The 17103-nt window shown below is 61.0% G+C and carries 13 protein-coding genes and 1 pseudogene; 10 read left to right on the top strand and 4 right to left on the bottom strand.

Going from position 1 to position 17103, the window contains the following annotated elements:
- Positions 1–2: 2 nt before the first annotated feature.
- The 7 genes from HWX76_RS10185 (at position 3) to HWX76_RS10155 (ending at position 9903) form a co-directional block, all read left to right on the top strand.
- Entirely contained in the window at positions 3–1280 is a 1278-nt protein-coding gene (locus tag HWX76_RS10185) for a cytochrome c (protein WP_176015772.1), read from the top strand.
- 67 nt (positions 1281–1347) lie between these two features.
- Positions 1348–1875: a DoxX family protein gene (locus HWX76_RS10180; RefSeq protein ID WP_306427012.1), complete on the top strand. Its 528-nt coding sequence runs from the start codon at positions 1348–1350 to the stop codon at positions 1873–1875.
- Positions 1876–1937: 62 nt separating this feature from the next.
- Positions 1938–3044: a porin gene (locus HWX76_RS10175; RefSeq protein WP_176015771.1), complete on the top strand. Its 1107-nt coding sequence runs from the start codon at positions 1938–1940 to the stop codon at positions 3042–3044.
- Positions 3045–3532: 488 nt separating this feature from the next.
- The gene (locus tag HWX76_RS10170; RefSeq protein ID WP_050012787.1) at positions 3533–6037 is read left to right on the top strand and encodes a type VI secretion system Vgr family protein; all 2505 of its coding nucleotides are present in this window, start codon (positions 3533–3535) and stop codon (positions 6035–6037) included.
- Between the two features lie 62 nt (positions 6038–6099).
- The gene (locus HWX76_RS10165) at positions 6100–9039 is read left to right on the top strand and encodes a pesticin C-terminus-like muramidase (RefSeq protein ID WP_176015770.1); all 2940 of its coding nucleotides are present in this window, start codon (positions 6100–6102) and stop codon (positions 9037–9039) included.
- Positions 9040–9042: 3 nt separating this feature from the next.
- Positions 9043–9618, top strand: a complete 576-nt coding sequence (locus HWX76_RS10160) for a lysozyme inhibitor LprI family protein (RefSeq protein WP_176015769.1) — start codon at positions 9043–9045, stop codon at positions 9616–9618.
- Positions 9619–9651: 33 nt separating this feature from the next.
- Complete coding sequence (locus HWX76_RS10155; RefSeq protein WP_124631082.1) at positions 9652–9903, top strand: PAAR domain-containing protein; 252 nt, start codon at positions 9652–9654, stop codon at positions 9901–9903.
- A 2-nt stretch (positions 9904–9905) separates the two neighbouring features.
- Here the strand turns inward: HWX76_RS10155 and tssF are convergent, their stop codons facing one another.
- A complete protein-coding gene (gene tssF / locus HWX76_RS10150) occupies positions 9906–11702 on the bottom strand; it encodes a type VI secretion system baseplate subunit TssF (protein ID WP_124639546.1) in 1797 nt (598 codons plus the stop codon).
- 403 nt (positions 11703–12105) lie between these two features.
- Between tssF and HWX76_RS10145 the strand changes: the two are divergent.
- From HWX76_RS10145 to HWX76_RS10135, 3 genes and pseudogenes are all read left to right on the top strand, one after another.
- A pseudogene (locus HWX76_RS10145) lies at positions 12106–12354 on the top strand (porin); the annotation flags it as partial.
- 296 nt (positions 12355–12650) lie between these two features.
- Entirely contained in the window at positions 12651–13148 is a 498-nt protein-coding gene (locus HWX76_RS10140) for an NUDIX domain-containing protein (protein WP_176015768.1), read from the top strand.
- Between the two features lie 3 nt (positions 13149–13151).
- Positions 13152–13652 carry an AAA family ATPase gene (locus HWX76_RS10135; protein ID WP_124631085.1) on the top strand — a complete coding sequence of 167 codons (501 nt, stop codon included), beginning with the start codon at positions 13152–13154 and terminating at the stop codon, positions 13650–13652.
- A 50-nt stretch (positions 13653–13702) separates the two neighbouring features.
- Here the strand turns inward: HWX76_RS10135 and HWX76_RS10130 are convergent, their stop codons facing one another.
- The 3 genes from HWX76_RS10130 to HWX76_RS10120 form a co-directional block, all read right to left on the bottom strand.
- Positions 13703–14245 carry a cysteine hydrolase family protein gene (locus tag HWX76_RS10130; protein WP_124639550.1) on the bottom strand — a complete coding sequence of 181 codons (543 nt, stop codon included), beginning with the start codon at positions 14243–14245 and terminating at the stop codon, positions 13703–13705.
- A 242-nt stretch (positions 14246–14487) separates the two neighbouring features.
- Positions 14488–15813, bottom strand: a complete 1326-nt coding sequence (locus HWX76_RS10125; RefSeq protein ID WP_050012780.1) for an MFS transporter — start codon at positions 15811–15813, stop codon at positions 14488–14490.
- A 43-nt stretch (positions 15814–15856) separates the two neighbouring features.
- The gene (locus tag HWX76_RS10120; RefSeq protein ID WP_176015767.1) at positions 15857–17041 is read right to left on the bottom strand and encodes a M20 aminoacylase family protein; all 1185 of its coding nucleotides are present in this window, start codon (positions 17039–17041) and stop codon (positions 15857–15859) included.
- Positions 17042–17103: the final 62 nt, after the last annotated feature.

Genomic DNA, 17103 nt, shown 5'->3' with positions numbered 1-17103 from the left:
CCGTGCGGAAATCTACTCTCACCTTCCTCCTCGCCGGCTGCCTCGTGCTGCCGGGCCTCGCACGCGCGGCCGATTCGGCCGATCCGGCGCAAGTCAAGCGCGGCGAATACCTCGCGGTCGCGGGCGACTGCATGGCGTGCCACACCGCGAAGGGCGGCAAGCCGTTCGCGGGCGGCCTCGGCATGCCGGTGCCGATGCTCGGCAAGATCTATACGAGCAACATCACGCCCGACCCGGACACCGGCATCGGCAACTGGACGTTCGACGACTTCGAGCGCGCGGTGCGGCACGGCGTGTCGAAGAACGGCGCCAACCTGTATCCGGCGATGCCGTACGTGTCGTACGCGAAGATCAACGACGACGACGTGCAGGCGCTGTACGCGTACTTCATGCACGGCGTCGAGCCGGTCAAGCAGGCGCCGCCGAAGAACGAGATCCCCGCGCTGCTGAGCATGCGCTGGCCGCTGAAGATCTGGAACTGGCTGTTCCTGAAGGACGGCGTCTACCAGCCGAAGCCGGCGCAGAGCGCCGAGTGGAACCGCGGCGCGTATCTCGTGCAGGGCCTCGCGCATTGCAGCACGTGCCACACGCCGCGCGGCATCGCGATGCAGGAGAAGTCGCTCGACGAAACGGGCGGCAGCTTCCTGTCGGGCTCGGTGCTCGCGGGCTGGGACGGCTACAACATCACGTCCGACCCGAACGCGGGGATCGGCGGCTGGACACAGCAGCAGCTCGTCCAGTACCTGCGCACCGGCAGCGTGCCGGGCCTTGCGCAGGCGGCCGGCCCGATGGCCGAGGCTGTCGAGCACAGCTTCTCGAAGATGACCGAAGCCGACATCGGCGCGATCGCGACGTACATCCGGACGGTGCCGGCGGTGGCCAGCGGAGACGCGAAGCAGTCGCGCTCGTCGTGGGGCAAGCCGGCCGAGGACGGCCTGAAGCTGCGCGGCGTCGTGCTCGCATCGTCTGGCATCGATCCGGCGCGGCTGTATCTCGGCAACTGCGCGACCTGCCACCAGATGCAAGGCAAGGGCACGCCGGACGGTTACTATCCGCCGCTGCTCCACAACTCGACGGTCGGCGCACCGAATCCGACCAACCTCGTGCAGGTGATCCTGAACGGCGTGCAGCGCAAGGCCGGCAGCGAGGACGTCGGGATGCCGGCATTCCGCCACGAGCTGTCGGATGCGCAGATCGCAGCGCTGACGAACTACGTGACCGGGCAGTTCGGCAATCCGGCCGCGAAGGTGACCGAGCAGGACGTCGCGAAGCTGCGCTGACGCGGCATGCGACGAAGCAGGGCGACAACGTAAAAGAGGAGGAGCACAGCACATCGGGCGGGCCCCGATGCCGGTTGTTGCAGAGCGGGGCGGGCGGCGCGATTGGCCGCTCGCTCCGGTTCACAGGCAATCCGGTGCGTGCGGTTGCGCGCGCATCGTTTTCGTTGATCACACCATGACACCGAATCAACCGTTTCTCGCGTCCCAGCGCGATGTGCTGCTGCTGCTGTCCCGAATCCTGCTCGTGATCCTGTTCGTGATGTTCGGCTGGAAGAAGATTATCGACTTCTCCGGTACGATCGCGTTCATGGGCAGCGAGGGCGCGCCGGCTCCGATCATCTCGGCGGCGATCTCCGTCGTGATGGAGCTGTTCGTCGGGATCGCGATCCTCGTCGGCTTCCAGACGCGGCCGCTCGCGCTGCTGCTTGCGCTGTATACGATCGGCACCGGCATCATCGGCCACCACTACTGGACGATGACGGGCGGCGAGCAGATCAACAACATGATTCATTTCTACAAGAACATCGCGATCTCGGGCGGCTTGCTTGCGCTCTGCGCGGCCGGCCCCGGACGTTTTTCGATCGATCGCGGATAAGCGACCGGAGGCGCGTGCATGGGGCGCGCGACGGACGGTCGAGACTTCGAGGGGGCATCATTTTGCGACTCAAATACTTCGCATGGCTGATTGCGGCCGCCACGCCGGCGGCTGCGTTTGCGCAGACGAGCGTCACGCTGTACGGCCGGATCGACGGCGGCATCGAATACCTGAACCACATCGCGAAGCCGAACGGCGGCAGCGGGACGCGCTGGAGCGCGGAAAGCGGCGACTGGGGCACCAGCATGTTCGGGCTGAAAGGTGTCGAGGATCTCGGCGGCGGGATGTCGACCGTCTTCAACCTGGAAACCGCGTTCCAGGTGATGAACGGCCAGACGGGCGGCGGGCGCATGTGGTCGCGGCGCGCGTACGTCGGGTTGAAGAGCAACACGTGGGGTCAACTGCAGGCCGGCCGCAACCTGTTCATCGACAGCGACGGCGTGTGGGAATTCGATCCGTTCGTGCAGCAGGCGTTTTCGTCGGCGTCGCTTGTGCGCGGCCGCAACTGGCAGCAGAGCAGCAACAACATCGAATATCACAGCCCGGTGATCGGCGGCTTCGACGTGCAGGCGCAATATGCGTTCGGCAACCAGTCGCGCGGCTTCAACTACGGCGCGGCCGACGATTTCGGCCGCTCGGACGGGATCATGATCTCGTACCACTCGCCGGTGCTCGACGTGCGCGGCATCTACGACGAACTGCGCGACAACAACGGCAAGTTCAGCAACATCTTCACGGCGTCGCGCGAGTACTTCGTCGGGGCGAACGTGAAGGTGTCGAAGTTCAAGATCCAGGGCGCGTATACGCACTACCAGGCGCCGGATAGCCCGGCTGGTGTCGCCGATCGTGCGGATCATTACTGGCTTGGTGCGACCTACTCGGCGACGCCGCAGTGGGCTGTGACAGGCGGCGGGTATTACGTAAAGGTGGGTGATGGCGGTGGAGACGCGTCGCACGATCCGTCGGGGCACGCGATCATGTACGTGCTCGGCACGACGTACAACCTGTCGAAACGGACGTTCTTGTATGGGACGGTTGCGTATGTGCGGAATGGCGGGAATTCGAACTTCTCGCTGATTGCGTCGCCGCGTGATGCGACGTCGGGGACGAGCCCGATGACGGGCGAGTCGCAGACGGGCGCGTATGTGGGGATGATGCATACGTTCTGAGTGTAGGCAACGCCAGATACGCAAAAGGCACGGGTGATGAACCCGTGCCTTTTGCGTTTACAGCGCTTGCGAAGCGTTCTGGCAAGCGTGCTGATGTCGGTCGGCGGAATCAGAGGCATCGTATCGGTTATGTGGCCGCGACATGTCGCTCTGCCATCGGTTCGCCGGCTCGGGCGTGGCTTACATACGTATCGCGTTGCGGGTGCAGTACACGCGCGATTGCGTCACACTTTCTAACGTTTGTGGACCGGAAACTTCAAGGCAAACGTCGGTTGCCCGATTTATCGCCGTCTGACTGATGCCAGCTACGGCGGGCACTTTCGCTGCAGACGTCGAATGCATCCCCCGACGGGCCGCGTGCCTATACTGCCCCGCGACATCGTTGTACTCGAAAGCATCACGTAAGCTCCCGTATCGATGAGATACCAATCGGCCGCCCGGCACCGCCCGGCGGCCGTTTTTGTTACTACACGGTACGGGGTAGCTTGATGGTTTCCGATCTCCTGAACAAGGCGCTGCGCACGCAATACGTGCAACACGGACGCATTGTCCGCCTCGATACGCCGCTTGGCGAAGACGGGTTGGTCCCGCTGTACGTCCGTGGGCGCGCGTGTCTCGGGAGAGACTTCGAATTCACGATCGACGCAACGTCGACGCGACTCGAAACGATTCAGGCGAAGGCGCTGATCCGGCAATCCGTGACGCTGTGGATTCGGCAAATGGACGGCAGCGAAATGCCAATTCACGGCTATGTGACTGCATTCAGTCGCCTGGGCGGGGACGGAGCCAATACCTACTACCAGCTCCGCTTCAATTCGTTCCTCGCGCTGCTGCGGCTCGGCAGTGACCGGCGCGACTGGATCGAGACTCCCGCGCAGCAAACCGTGTCCGATGTGCTTGGGAAGTATCCGCAGGCGGCCGGCAACTTTACTTGGCAACTGCGTCAATCGTTGCGCTCGTATTCTCAGCGGATGCAATGGGAATCCGACTGGAACTACGTCCATCGTACATTCGAAGAGCTTGGTCTTTTTCCGCGTTTCGATATCGCGCAGGACGGCAAGTCGCACAAGGTCGTCATCATGGACGATCTTTTCTCGGTTCCCGAATTGAAGCAAAAGACCATTTTGTTCAGCCGCTCGGTGCAGAACGAAGAATTCGATGGTCTGAGCGAGTGGATCGATTCGCAGGAAATTCAGTCGGCCGAACTCGACACAGGCACGTTCGACTACAAGCGCCCGGATCTTTCGAAGCACGTCACGATGCCTGCGTTCGATCTTGACGATGTACCGGGGCTGGGTGAGCAGTACGAATACACCGGGTCGCATACGTGGTCCGATCGCGACATGGGCGAGGCTCAGGCAAACGTTGTCACCGAGGAATGGCGCTCACGCGCGCAACGCTTCTACGGTGTGGGCGCATTGCGTTGCGCATGGCCTGGCCGCTATGGGGTGCTGAACGGGCACCCGGTGCACGATGCGCAGCCGGATCAGGATCGCGAAATGGCAATTCTCTCGGTGAACTGGCTCATTCAGAATAACGTGCCGGGACTCGAGAACCTGATGCGTTTTCGCAGGAGCCTGCGCGCTGAAGTCGAGCAAGCGCGCGCGAGCGGTGCGGGTTCGTCCGTACGCCATGACGACGGCGGCGTGGGATTCTTCCACGTCGAAATCGAGGCGCAACGGCGCCGCGTCGCGTTTCGTAGTCCGTTCGAACACAAGAAGCCGATCATGCAGCTTCAGACGGGCATCGTCGGCGGTCCCGAGGACGAAGAGATTTATACGGATGCGATGCTGCGTGCGAAGGTGCGGCTGACGTCCAATCGACTCAATGACGGCGACCAGAACGTGTCGGCGTGGATACGTGCGGCGATGCCCGATGCGGGCCACAAGCGCGGCGGCATGTTCCCGCTGCGCAAGAACGACGAAGTCTTGATTGGCTTCATCAACGGCAATTGCGATCGTCCCGTGATCCTGTCCAGAATGCACGGCGGCGAAAGCATGCCCGAATGGCACACGCACGGGCTGACTTCGGGCTTGCTGTCGCGCGAGTACGGCGGTGAAGGTTATAACCAACTGATGATGGACGACGCCAGTGGGCAGAACCGCGTGCATTTGTACTCGACGAGCTATAGCTCGCATTTGCACCTGGGCTATCTGATCCAGCACTCGGGCAACACGCGCGGCGCGTTCATCGGGCAGGGTTTTGACCTCAAGTCATTGAGCTATGGTGCGGTGCGGGCCGAGCAAGGGCTCTACGTTTCGACGCAACCTGCCACGACCCAACCGCTGAGTGTGACGGCAGCGTCCGAACAGCTTACCCGCGCCGAAGCGATGCTGGCGACGACGTCGAAGGCGAGCCAGACGAATCGCGCGCAGAGTCAACAAGACGGCCACGATGCACTAAAAACTTTCACGGACGCAACGCAGCATCCGGTGGCCGGCACGACCAAGGGCGGTCGCACGGCCGGCGGCGGCACGGGTAACGCGAACGGCTTTGCGAAGCCGATCATGCTGTTGTCCAGTCCGGAAGGCATTGCTGCATCGACGCAAGGGTCGGCGCATATCACGGCAAACAAGCAAACCAACGTGGTTGCCGGGGAAGACATCAACCTTGCAGCCGGTCGGGCGTTGCTCGCCAGTGTGTTGGAGCAAATCAGCCTGTTTGCGGAAAAACTCGGTGTCAAGGTCTACGCGGCGAGCGGCCCGATAGATCTCCAGGCCCAGAACGATTCGATGAGTTTGGCCGCCTCGCAAGATGTGAAGATTACGGCGGGCAAGAAGATGTATCTGTCGGCCGATGAGATCTGGATCGGCGCGAATGGCTCGTATATCAAGCTGACGGCGAACATGATCGAGAATGCAACGTCGGGCCAGATTGTAGAAAAGTGCGCGAATTGGGAGAAAGCAGGAGCGGCAAGCGGCACCTTGCAAAACCCGCTGCATTCGTCGCCGGTATCGGTCGACGGCGGGCGTTTTACGCTGTTCTCCGGTTGAGTCGCGCGGCCGGTATAGCGGCAACATAAGAAATTCTGAAAACCGAATCCGAGTCGGGAATCATGACCAAAACGACCCATAAGAAGAAGCACCATCCGGCGGCCGCGCCGCACCCGGCCGCCAAACCTGCCGAGCCGGTCGATACGCCGCTGAGTTGGGCCTACCCGTTCACGCCCGCAGACAAGAGCGACGCGGCCGACCCGATGACGTATTTCAAGGCGCTGGCGAAGTCCGCGACCGGTTTTTATCCGTTGGGCGTCAGCGGCATGTGGCATGGGGGCGTGCACTTCGACGACGGCAGTGCGCAAATGCTCAAGTTGGACGGCGGCGTGCATGCGATTGCAGACGGCAAGATCGTCGCGTACCGGCTGAACACGAAATACGAGGAAACGAAGTACCCGAACAATAGTCTGGCGCACTTCTCGACCGGCTTTGTACTGGTTCGCCATGAATTGAAATTGCCGCCGAAGCCGGCCCCGAAGGAGCCCGCGAAACCGGCTCCGGCGTTGGCCCCCGCATCGGCTCCCGCGCCCGCATCGACCACCGCTGCGCCTGCACCCGCGTCCGCTCCGGCGGCTCCCGCGCCATCCGACAGCAAACCGGCGAACGACAAGCCTCTCGTGTTCTTCAGTCTGTACATGCACACGATGGATTGGGCCAGCTACCAGAAGGCCATCGAACAGGCCAAATCGAACCCGAAGCCCGATCCGGCGCTTCCCGCGCCGATGTCGTATTGGGAAGGTGACCGCTACTATCGGGTCGGCAACAAGGCGAAGGACAAGCAAGCTATCCCGAAGCCGAAAGCGCCCGTTCCGCCCGCGAAGCGCACCGATGGGGCCGACGATCTGCCGATCAACAATACGAACGATAGCGCGCCGCCGCCTGCCGATACCGATCAGGATGTCGCCCTGCCGCCGGCCGAGACGGGATTGAACATTCGGGAATTGCCGAACGGAAAGAGCAAGATTATCGGCGTGTTGCCGACAGGGGCCGAAATCATTGCGGGCGAAGGCGACCCTGCTCACCCGGACTGGATCAAGATCAAGTCCATCAAATCGGGCACAGTTCTGTCTGCTGAAGTTGGCAAGCCGGTGTCCCCCCAAGCGCAGTGGAGCTATGTGTTCAAGGGGGAACTAGACGCCGTAGTCGACCCGCAGCCGCTTGATACGGTCGTGATCCTGAAGGAGCCGCAGGACGTCAAGGCGGGCGAAGTCGTCGCCCACGTCGGCCAGTATCAATGGCCGATGAAGGCCAGTCCGATACCACCGAAGCCGAACTACCCGATGCTGCATCTCGAAGTGTTCGCGGGGCCGGACCTGAAGGACTTCATCGATCGAAGCCGTGCGCGTGCGAAAGAACTGAACGAGAAAAACAAACAGCTTCTGGAAATCGAACCGGGGGCGAAGCTGGTCAGCGAAATTCCCGCACCGGACCAGAAACTGACCCAATCCGGGTTGAAGCTCGTGCCAATAGGTGATGCAAAGGGTTCGCGCTGGATCAAGGTGCAGCCCAATAGCGTGACGAATGTGCCCGCGAAAGGCAAACAGAAGGCGAAACAAAAGTTAGCGTCCGTCGGCAACCCGCTGTGGGTCGAAAGCAACCTGGCGAACACGATCAGCACGGCGAACGTAGCGGGATGGCAGAATTTTCCGCTGGACGTTTCAAAGGCAAGCGGACCGGGCGCGGACTTCAGGAACGTGTTGCGCCGTCCTGAACTCGACAAGCTCGGTGAGGGCAATGTCGCGGTCGACGACAAAGGCCATCATTGGTGGAACGTCACGGTTGGCTCGAAGGACGGCTCCGGCCTGACTGGCTGGGCGTGCGATACCGATCACCCTCACGTACAGCTTCGTAGTCCGTGGGAATGGCCGGGTTTCGAATTGGTGGACAACGGCAGCGCCAGCCCCGCCGACATGTTCAAACGCCATATCCATACGACCGAGCAATATTTGCCGGACGAGGAAGGCGCTGAGTTTGCAGTGGAAGCGGTGAAGGTCAACGCTGGCGAACTCATCACGAAGATTGAACAGGCGATCGATACGGACCATGACGGGAAGGTGACGGCGCAAGAACTGAAACACGCGTTGGAAACGCAATGGATGGCTGAAGCAGTGTCGCATCTGATCGTGCGCAACGAAACTGAATGGGGCGGCGGTCTGAGCAAGTGGGAAGAACTCACCCCGCTCATGCAGAAGCAGACCGAGCTGTGGAAGACGGAACTTGATCGACTCGCGAAGCTTCAGTGGTGGGACCAAATCAAGGGCGTCGATGGCTTCCCCACGGACCTTTCGCCGTGGCACCTTCACCCGATTGGGTTGATCGGGAATTTCACGGGTTGTAGCGCAAAATGTAAAACTAACGTGCTGGACTTTCTCACCACAGAGGGAATGTTCTATTCCTCCGTAGAAGGTTTTCACCTTATCCTCGATTCGGAAGGGTTTGGTGAAATTCCATACGTTCCAAAAAATAGCCAATCCAGCGGCGTAACAATTGGTTACGGCTATGACTTGGGGCAGCAAACCGAAGCGATGGTTCGCAGTGATTTTGATGGCTTCTTTGCCGAGGATGAGATTACCCGGTTATTAACCGCACTCGGAAAACAAGGGGATGCAGCGCGCAAATTTATTCCATCTCTTAGCGATATAAAAATATCCGAACCGAAGGCCCTCGAGATGGCTAAGAGGGTCAAAAAGCGTTATGCTCAGTTTACCGTTGATGCATTCCCGGGCACTACAAAATTACATCCTCATTGTCAAGGGGCGCTGCTCAGCTTAGTCTATAATCGAGGAGCTCAACTTGAAGATAAACCCGGACAAAAATCACGAGCTCACATGAGGAACATTAGAGCAGCCATTGAGAATAAGAACCTCCCCGAAGTTGCCGTGCAGTTACGTGCCATGAAAGTACTGTGGGAAGGAACTGGGAACGATGGTCTACTCAAACGGCGAGAGAAAGAGGCAGTTCTGTTCGAGAAAGGTATGACTTGCGACTGTTGGAGATAGATTGTGACGAAGAATATTGTTTTCTTTGCACTGGTGCTTATTTCGAGCGTGGCCTTTGCGAAGGAGGTCTGCGATGGTCAAACCAACGCAGAGTTAACCAATTGCGCACAAAGAAATTACGAGGCTGCCGATAAAATTTTAAATGGAAGCTACAATGAATTTCTAAGAAAATCCACTCCTCCGGAGAGGCAAAATCTCGTCGCAGCTCAACGAGCATGGGTTGCATATAAAGAGAAATATTGCGATGCAGCTTTTGATGCCACCTCTCCGGGGGCGGAAGCGTCTATCGATAAATGGAATTGCCTGACATCGGCAACAGAGGTGCGGACAAATGAAATTCGCTACTTAGAATCATCTGTCGGTATGGACGATTTCAGGCGGTCGCTATCCGTCATGGCGAATCTTTACGAAAACGGAGACACCACCAAGGTGATATTGAAGTTGATAAAAAGTACACCCGACGGAAGCAATCCAAATTGGGTTAAATATGTAGATCTGAATTGCAAGATGACTGCGGCAAAGTTACAGGAAGAACGCAACGCTTGTACAGCTAGACTTAATTTCTTTAAAAACTGGTGACTTTGTCCTCCACTTCCCCTTGACACTCGACAGATGATCAATTTGATTCGAATCGGCGACGACACCGACCACGGCGGCAAAGTCGAAACCGGGTCATCGACCATGAAGTTCGATGGCCGCTACGTCGCGCGCAAAGGCGACCGCGTATCGTGTCCACAGCACCCCGACGTGTCGCCGAACATCATCGAGGAAGGCGACGAATCGATGAAGGACGACGGAATTCCGATAGCGCGACACGGCCATCGCGCTACATGCGGTTGTCACCTGATTTCAAGCCTGGTGTAACGCTACAACAGCGGCGCGAGGCCCGGTCGCACCGGGCAACGAACGATCACGGAGCCGTCGTTCTTCGACAGCACGACAAGCTGCGTAAAGCCGTTGGCTGGCGCATACCGCGACAGGTATAGGTCCAGCTGAAGGATCAGCGTGCCCATGCTGTTTTCAATGAACGCGCTCTCATCTGCCGCCATCACAATTTCGAAGCCTCTCACTAGGGCCGAATGCGGCTTGATCGCCAGTAGTCTCTCGACGACGTTTCGCTTGACGAACGAAATCGCCCCGACGTGTTCGGCGCGTCGGTCGCTCGGTGCAAGCTGGCGCATGAGTTTCACGAAGTCCGGCCATCCCTCGCGTGTCAACTGCGCCAGGTTGGCTGTCGTCAGTGCGAGCACGCGCCACTGCGCTTCCGACTCACGGGACGCGCTATACGTCGGTGTCGGCTGTTTCAGCAGCGTAATCCTGCAAGGCATTTGATCGTTTTCGTTTTTCAGATCGCCCTTGAGGGAGCCGATCCGCATTCGCGAAGGCCAGTCGCGATTCGTGCAGGTAAGATCGGCACTCAATTGCAGCGGCGTTTGCGCCACCGCCGTCCCGTCCGCGCGTAGCAGTACGAGCGACGTTTCACGTCCGGGATGATGGATTGCCGCGTAGGGATCGTGGCGCGTGATCCAGAATCGTTCGCCGGCCCCGACGCCCCATGCATTCAGCGACGGAATAGTGGTCCCGTCTGACACATCGCGAACCGCATCAACCGAATAGATGCCGCGTATGTCTGGTCGGCTCGGTTTCGGCACGATGGGATAATCCGCGGCGATTTCACCACGCGACGACTTGACACCCATATGCTTGAACAGGTTCACGATTGGCGTACAGAACAATCCGATGTTGTCCGCCGATAGCGGGGTGAGCGCTTGCGCGATGCGTGAATCGGCGTGCATGCCTTCGATCGCCAGATGCAGTGTTACGCGCCGCGCGCGGTTCATTTGGAGAGGTTTGAGACATCGGCGTAAATGAATGTCGACAAAATCGAACTTGTCCGGAAATCCGACGTATTCCAGCAGCGGTTGAACCAGCGGCGAATTGTGCGACGGCGGCAGCAGCATATCGTCCGGGCCGAACCCGACCGGAGTGACCGGTATCCCCGCAATTGGCATCCACCGTCCGCTGTCGTCCGCTTCGACAAATGCGCCACGGACGCGCAGCAGGACCGTATCCAGCAGCGCGACGACGGTCTGGCGTTCTCCAGCGAAATGGACGCGCAGCGTGTTGGGCGAAACCGCGCCGAGCGGTGAGGCGGCGACCGTCGGCTCAATCGTGATGGAAATGAAGCTGGTTGTGTTCGGCGGCAATGCGACTTGTGCCGGTGCGACGGTGCTGCGCGAGAATCGAGCGTTTGCGATGCGGATCGGCGCAAGCGTTACGTCATAAGCGGTTCGAAAGCGAACTTCCCCGCCGCGCGACGTGAGCTCCATGCCACGCGGCAAGACGACCGGCTTGCCCGGTAATTCCTTGATCGGATCGAAGCGAGCGATCGAACATGCAGGGAACGGTCGCAAGTAGTGCGGGTGCAAGACATGAAGCAGCGCTTCGGTGAACTTCGGTGCGCCGTCGTCCAGGTTGGCCCGGATTTCGGCTGCAATCAACGCGAACGCCTGCATCATCCGCTGGATGTGTGGGTCTTCCGTCTGTCCGCCTGTAAAGCTCAGGCGGGCGGCAATTCGTGGATACTCGTTGGAGAAGGTTGCGAACTGATCCTCCAGTTTCGTCAGTTCCTGTTCATAGTAGCCGCGCAGCTTGTCGTGCATATCCAACGTCGTCAGGCCTCTGCAGGTCACGACGTGCGTCGTATTGTCCAACGGTCATCGTAGTCGAATCTTCATCCTCCGAGTTTCTGCAGTCCGATAGTCCGAGGCCAAAATATGAGTCCGACGAGATTACGGAAACTGCACGACGGCGGGACAAACCGCCTGCGTTCGCATGCGATTGATATTCAGTAACTGATATTGACGGGTTTTGGCATCAGCCGTGGTTCCTTGAATCTCGACGTGAATATGTTTCGCAATGTGAACTTCGAGGGGCGGCTCGTCGAGATAAAGCCGTGACGGCAGCCGCCGACGCGGGACAAGATCAGCGGGTTGATGTCGGCAGCGGGATGCCGACGGTCTTTAATCTGGAAAAACCGCGTTCCAGGTGATGAGCGGTCAGACGGGGTACTACGCGAAGGTGGGCGACGGCGGCGATGCGTCGTACGATTCGTCGGGGCACGCGATGATGTAAGTGCTCGGCACGACGCGCAACCTGTCGGAGCGCACGTTTCTGTACGGGACTATTGCGTACGTGCGCAACGGCTGCAATTCGAGTTTCTCGCTGCTCCCGAGGCCGCGTGGCGCGACGTCGAGTACGAGCCCGATGACGGGAGAGTCTCAGGCGGGCGTGGGGATGATGCATACGTTCTGAGTGTAGGCGCAGTGCACGCAAGGCACGGGCGAGGGCAGCCCGTGCCTTGTTGCGTTTGCGGCTTTGCCGGATCATTGTGACGTGCACATCAGCGCCGGCGCGCAGATTGAGGTGCGCCGGGCCTGCCTGCGGGCCGCTATATGGCTCCCGCGCATCGCTTGTTCATCTTTTCGCCGCGAGTCTTATAGCTGGCCTTACGCGTCGTGCTACCGATAACGTGCGCTGGAGGGATTCACATTTTATGACGTTTATGGGCTGAAAATTCTGCGACGGCTTGGCTGTCCCGGAGGATGGAAGTGGTTTTGGCTGAAAACACTATCGTGCAAATCAAGAACAAGGTACTGGTCTATGTTACGTGGCGAGACCGACTGCTCACGTTTACCCAACCGAAGTTCCCGGAAGCCGGGAGGCAAGTGGTTGCCGGCACGATGAACCACGGCGAAGTGCCAATAGCCGCCGCGCTACGCGAGCTTCGCGAGGAGAGCGGTATCAGCGACGCTCAAGTCGTGCGTGTCCTCGGCGATTACTTCTATTCGATGAAGAAATTCGGAAGAAGTGAGATTCAGCATCGGCATGTCGTGCATGTCATGGTGAGTGACGCCATTGCAATGAAGGCGCATTGGGCGCATTTCGAGGTCGACTCAAGTCCCGGTGGTGAGCCTATTGAATTCCGCTTCCAGTGGTTTCTCCTTTTTGGAGAGGTATTCACGCTGATCGGTGGGCACGATTTCTTCTTACCCATGCTGAAACACTTCATGCGCGAGCATCAACATGCGCGGTTGAACAGAGACTGAAACATGAAGGTTTGCATCGCAGGCCCGTCGGGTGCGGGGAAAACGACTATCGCTCGGGAGTTGGCTCGGAGGTTCGATACTGACGCGTATGAATTCGACAACGTCTATTGGGACAAGAGCGGTGAAGAGTATGTGAAGAACTCGGATCAGGCGATGGCTGACGCTATCGCGACGATCATCGCCGAAGCCGGCTGGTTCGTCGAAGGCGCGTACGACACGCGGATGTATCCGCTGCTCGCCGAGTGTTCGCTGATCCTGAAGGTCGAAGTCCGGTTCCGTGTGCGAGTGATACGCCTGATCAAGCGCTTCATCGGGGCGACGGTGACCGGAAAGTTACCTAGGGAGACCTTCAGGAACACCATCGGATTGATCAAGTTTTCGTTCCGCTTCGATAAGCGGCTCAGCGATTTCCTGTCCGCGGACGTAGTGCTTTCGACGAAGGTTGTTTCAGTCCGCGACACATCATCGAGCATTGAAGCAATGCGTATGGCGGGTCTCTGCTGACGCTATTGCAGGCCTGCGCTGATCCACCGCAGTCCGATCGGCGCCGTGCATCAGAACACGCATGCCTCGGTTTTCGTCAGCACCGCAAACGGGCCCGCCAGCGTCGCATTGTGATGCGCGACGATCCGCTCGGCCGGCAACGCAGGTGTATCCATGCAGGTATGCGCATCGGCAACGAGCACCGCGCGAAAGCCGAGATCGCCGGCCGCGCGGCACGCGGTGTCGACGCAGTACTGCGTCTTCATCCCCGCGATCACGATCTCGCCGATACCGGCCGCATGCAACCACTCGGCGAGCCGCGTGCCCGCGAAGCAACTTGGGCGAGTCTTGTCGAACACGATGTCGCGTGCGGTATCGATCGCAAGCTCCGGCAGCAACGCGGCCAGCGGCGCGTCGGGCGCAATCGGCGAGCCGGCCGGGCCGGTGTGACGCACGGCGAACACGGGCGCGCCGGCTTCATGCGCGCGACGAATCAGCTGGTTGACGTTGGCCAGCACGCGTTCACCGTCATACGGACGATCTGGACCATGAAACAACCCGACCTGCATGTCGATGACGAGCAGTGCGCGTTTCGGGAAAGGGACTTCGGACATTGCGTTTCTCCTGAGTGGCCGATGCAGACGGAGAAACGGAAAGACCCCGTCCGGAACCGGCGGGGCCTGTGGGAATCGGTGACGCTACGATCTTGCGCGCACTCGCCGCACGGGCCCGCCGAAGGCGGTCGTGCGCGTGGTCGTCGAAAGGGTGATCGTGGCGTTGTGCATTGAATGATCATGCCCGATGCGCGGGCGCGGCGTCAATGACGTACGTCACGCACCCACGCATCGGCCACCGCTCAATCCAGCGCCTTCCCGGCCTTCTCGTCCATGCAACGAATCGCGAGCAGCGTGAACACGCCACACCCGATCGCATACCACGCCGGCGCATTCGGATTCCCGGTCGCCGCGATCAGCCACGTGACGAAGAATTGCGCGAAGCCGCCGAAGATCGCGACGCCGACGCTATACACGAGCGCACCGCCCGTCGCACGCACCGCACGCGGAAACAACTCGCCGAGCATGGCCCCCGTCGCACCGATGTTGATCGCATGCACGATCGACAGCGCGGCGATGATCGACAGCAGCGACGCGGCGCCCGGCCAGCGGTTCAGCGCGATGAACGCCGGGTAGATCGCGGCCATCAACACGATGCGCGTCCACCAGACGATCCGGTTGCGCCCATACACGTCGGACAGGTGGCCGCCGATCGGCGTCACGAGCATCAGGATCGCGCCGGCGACGCAGCCGGCCGTCATCGACAGCCACGTCGGCAGGTGCAGCACCTGCACGCCGTAGATCGCCATGTAGAACACGATGATGTAGTGGATCGACGTGCCGCCGATCGTTACGCCGAGCCCCGCGAACACGGCTTTGCCGTGATGGCGCAGCACGTCGGCGAGCGGCAGCGACGCAACGGGTTCGTCGTGCGCGGCGGCGGGCGAGGGTGCCGCCGCCGGCACTTCCTCGACGGTGCGGCGTAGCCAGTAACCGAGCGGCACGAACAGCGTGCCGATGATGAACGGCACACGCCAGCCCCAGCTTTCGAGTTGCGCGGCGCTCAGCGTCGACGTCAGCGCGACGCCGGTGAGCGCGCCCGCGAGCGCGGCGAGCCCCTGGCTCGAGAACTGGAACGACGCATAGAAACCGCGACGATGCTGCGGTGCCTGTTCGAGTAGCAATGTCGTCGAGGCGCCGACTTCGCCGCCCGATGCGAACCCTTGCAGCAGCCGCGCGAGCACGAGCAGCAGCGGCGCGGCGATGCCGATCTGCGCGAAGGTCGGTGCGACCGCGATCGTCGCGGTGCCGAGCGCCATCAGCAGCAGCGTGAGGATCATCGCCTTCTTGCGGCCGGCGCGGTCCGCGTACATGCCGATCACGAGCCCGCCGAGCGGACGCGTGACGAAGCCGACGCCGAAGCTCGCGACCGCGAGCATCAGTTGTCCGAACGACGAATGCACGGGAAAGAACAGCTTGCCGATCAGGATTGCGAAGAAGCTGTAGACCGTGAAGTCGTAGAACTCGAGCGCATTGCCGACGGCGGCGGCCGCGATCAGCCGGCGTTTCTTCGCGGCGGCGCGGGCGTCGACCGGCGTGCCGGCGAACGGAAGGGCGGACGTTTCCATGGGGTTCCCCCGGGTAGGCACGAAACTGCGTGGTGAAGGATCGTCAGGCCGCGAGCCAGGCTTCGGCGACGCGGACCCAGTAGCTCGCGCCGATCGCGAGGATGTCGTCGTTGAAGTCGTAGCCGGGGTTGTGCACCATGCAGCCGCCCTTGCTGCCGATCCCGTTGCCGATGAACGCGTAGCAGCCGGGGCGTGCTTCGAGCATGAACGCGAAATCCTCGCTGCCCATCAGCGGCGCGGCGTCGGTTTCGACGCGTTCGGCGCCGAGCATCTGGCGCGCGATGTCGGCCGCGAACGCGGTCGGTTCCGCGTGATTGACGAGCACCGGATAGCCGTAGTCGTAGTCGACTTCCGCGGTGACGCCGAAGCTCTCCGCCTGGCCTTTCGCGAGCGCTTCGATACGGCGCGCGAGCAGCGCGCGCACGTCGGCGTTCAGCGCGCGCACCGACAGTTTCATCACGACGGTTTCGGGAATGATGTTGAACGCCTCGCCGGCCTGCACGCTGCCGACGGTGATCACGGCCGCATGCTGTGCATCGACCTCGCGCGCGACGATCGTCTGCAGCGCGACCATGATGCTGCCCGCGGCCGACATCGGATCGCGCGCGAAATGCGGCATCGCGCCGTGGCCGCCGACGCCGCGCAGCGTGATCGTCACGCGGTCGGCCGACGCCATCGCGGCGCCGGTGCGGAACGCCATGTCGCCGGCCGCGCGGCCCGGCATGTTGTGGATCGCGAAGATCGCGTCGCACGGGAAACGGTCGAACAGGCCGTCGTCCATCATCGCCTTCGCGCCACCGAAGTTTTCCTCGGCGGGCTGGAAGATCAGGTTCAGCGTGCCGGAGAACCGGCGCGTGGCCGCGAGGTGGCGCGCCGCGCACAGCAGCATCGCGGTGTGGCCGTCATGGCCGCATGCATGCATCTTGTTCGCGTGGCGGCTTGCGTACGGCAGGCCGGTGGTTTCCGCGAGCGGCAACGCGTCCATGTCGGCGCGCAGGCCGACCGTGCGCGCGCCTTGCCCTTCGCGCAGCACGCCCACCACGCCGGTCTTGCCGATACCGCGATGTACGTCGTAGCCCCAGCCGGTGAGCAACTCGGCGACGAGATCGCTCGTGAGCGTTTCTTCGAATGCGAGTTCGGGATGGGCGTGGATGCGGCGGCGCACCTCGACGAGTTCGGGGGCGATCGCGGCGATGCCGGGGATGACGGGGTTCACGGCTGGCAGCATGGTCTCTCCAGTGGGGCGGGTGGGGCGTTTGACGCGCATATGACGACCAAGCATATAAATTT

The sequence above is a fragment of the Burkholderia sp. BCC0398 genome, assembly GCF_902833245.1.
GTDB lineage: Bacteria > Pseudomonadota > Gammaproteobacteria > Burkholderiales > Burkholderiaceae > Burkholderia > Burkholderia sola.
The sequence above is the reverse complement of the archived record's forward strand: the minus strand, read 5'-3'. Positions and strand labels throughout refer to the sequence as shown.